At 58.1% G+C, this 2396-nt stretch carries 2 protein-coding genes; both read right to left on the reverse strand.

What is annotated here, in order from left to right; translation table 11 throughout:
* Positions 1-56: 56 nt before the first annotated feature.
* Positions 57-1541: an SCO6880 family protein gene (locus VJI95_RS08000; protein ID WP_324011082.1), complete on the reverse strand. Its 1485-nt coding sequence runs from the start codon at positions 1539-1541 to the stop codon at positions 57-59.
* 230 nt (positions 1542-1771) lie between these two features.
* Positions 1772-2185, reverse strand: coding sequence for a hypothetical protein (locus VJI95_RS08005; RefSeq protein ID WP_324011084.1), 414 nt, complete (start codon positions 2183-2185; stop codon positions 1772-1774).
* Between the last annotated feature and the right edge of the window lie 211 nt (positions 2186-2396).

Here is a 2396-nt window from a genome sequence, read left to right on the forward strand (position 1 = left end):
GAGTCCGACCTGTCTTGTTTTTGTTTCCAAAAAGTCCGAAAAGCACTTAACTTCCCCTATCCTTGTGCCGCCAGTGCCGAGGTGGACTCCTTTGTCCACGGAATCTGGCCCAGTCCGCAGGAGGTAATAAACCCTGCGTCTTGCTGGTGCGACATCTCACGCAGTCGCAAGTTAGCTTGTGCACCGAGCTGTTTAACGTCGTGGCGAATACGGCCCAGAAGCTCTTCGTCTTCTGTCGTGGCCGTGACAAACAAGCTGTAGCGTCCCAACTGTGCACCGCGTGCTTGTGCTCTACGCGCTGCTTCGGTGTGCTCCAGTCGCATTTCGGCAGAAGCTGAGCGAATCTTCTTCGAAGAATTAGCCGCCACCATGGCGTCACGGTGTTCTGCCTCCACGCGCGAGGCACCAGTACCAGCCTCATATGGGCGGTAGACCAGCGCAACGCGCTTACGGTCAATGCGTGCATGCGGAGCAATGAGGTTGCCAAGCAAAGTGTCTTCAAAGGTCGAACGGGGCGCGGAGGCCATTTCCCACGTCACGGAAGACACTCCCTCATGGCGATAGACGTTCTTGCGCACATCATGAAACGCTGGGCCTGCGTCAAACCATTCCAGCTCATGAGCATTGCCACTTACTGAAATTTCCTCAAAATCGCCCTCGGCAGCAGGGTTAAAGAATTTATGTGCCCGCGCGCAAACCTCTTCTGCACTCATAGGTGCGGCTTGAATGCCCGACCAGGTTAGTTCTTCATACAAGCTAGGAAGACGGGTGCCGATAAGCTGTAGGAAGCTCGTATCATCGGTTTCTGCCACGCTGACCTTGAGCGTGACTGCGATATGCGCTTCTGTTTCAGGAATACCTACCGACAGTTCATCGGAAGCTTCCTGCATAATACGTTTTGCTACCTCGGGGGCATCGTCGTGAACTGTAGCTTGGACTTCTTTAGCTACTAGTTCGCCGGTATCCGGGCGAGAGTTCGTCACAAAGACTGTGGAGACCACATCGCCGGACAAGGACAGTCCAGCCAACCATCGGCCCCAGTTAGCCGTCATATCGTTGCGCTCTTCTTGCGTCATAGCGGTTTGCCCCGACAACTGGCAGTCGAATAGGACGGTCGCTTCGCGACGGTGACGGTCGAAGACCACGCCAAAATCGCGTCCGACTGCATCTGTTCCTTCTAGCAGCTCTGTACGTGCCAGTGAACCGGGGAGCCGGTAGCGACCTCCAGCTAAACGCGAGGACGGGCCGGAGATATATACGTTGTCGCCGCGTGCGCGGCGTCGCCAATCCTGGAAAATCATCTCTGATACCTGAGCAACTGAGCGCCCAGCTACGTTCAACGACACCAGCAAAGCAATAATGACGGTAACGGGAAGTACCACCATAAAGCCTATTTTTTGCATTCCGCCCAGCTGGCACACCAAAAATCCAATAAAGCCAGCACCTAGCACAATGGTGGTCTTCATCGAAAAGCCACCGATACCAGTACGACGGCTGGGCTGACCGAGTGCGTAAACGGGAACATCTACACTGTCTGCCATGGTCTTTTACCTCCTTACGTTTCCGTGATAGTTGCCCTGCTGACCGATGGATTCATCGAGGATTCCTTGGATTTGGCGAGCTGCTGAACCTGCCGAACGGCCAGCTCTAGCTCCTTGTCCTGCCAAGGCGCGACCGGTACGCACACCTCTGCCAACTCCCCTGCCAGCACCTTGGGCTGCGCCTCGGGCGATATTGCGGGCACGTGATCCGCGTGCTGCGCCTGTGCCGCTCATCGTGGTACGCCGACCAGTTCCTTGGCTCGTAGCCCCACTAGGGCCAGCACCAGAAGCACTAGCCGAAGCGCCAGAATTAGCAGGACGGACATTCGCACCCTCACTACCGGAGGTGCTTGCAGCCCCAGAGCCTGCACCACCTGGGGATACAGCATGTGAACCACCGCCGCTTTGACGTGTTCCGCCTCCTTGGCCAGGGCCAGAGGCAGTAGTGCCTGCATCACCGCGACTTGCCGGGCCTGCCCCACCAGAAGCACCAGAACCACCGGAGCCTCCGGAGCCACCCGATCCTCCCGAGCCGCCGCCAAGCGGACTACCACCAGATCCGCCGCCAAGCGGACTGCTACCGGAGCCTCCAGAACCGCCGCCTGGAACCGCATTCTTCGCAGCAGCACCAGCCTTTGCGCCACCTATAGCGCCACCAGCGCCGCCTAGTAGCGCGCCTCCAGCCATACCGAGGGCTCCGCCTGCTGCTCCAGCCAAGCCAGCAGCACCTGCCAACGCGGAGCCTGCTCCGCCTCCACCTGCTTGCGAGACAAACGGAGCAATCGTTCGTACCAAAGCCGGGCCGGAGAACCCGGCAGCAGCCAGCATAAGTACGGTCATAACTGCGGATTTCAT

Origin of the sequence: Parvimonas sp. C2 (assembly GCF_035282405.1) — a bacterium.
Lineage (GTDB): Bacteria > Bacillota > Clostridia > Tissierellales > Peptoniphilaceae > Parvimonas.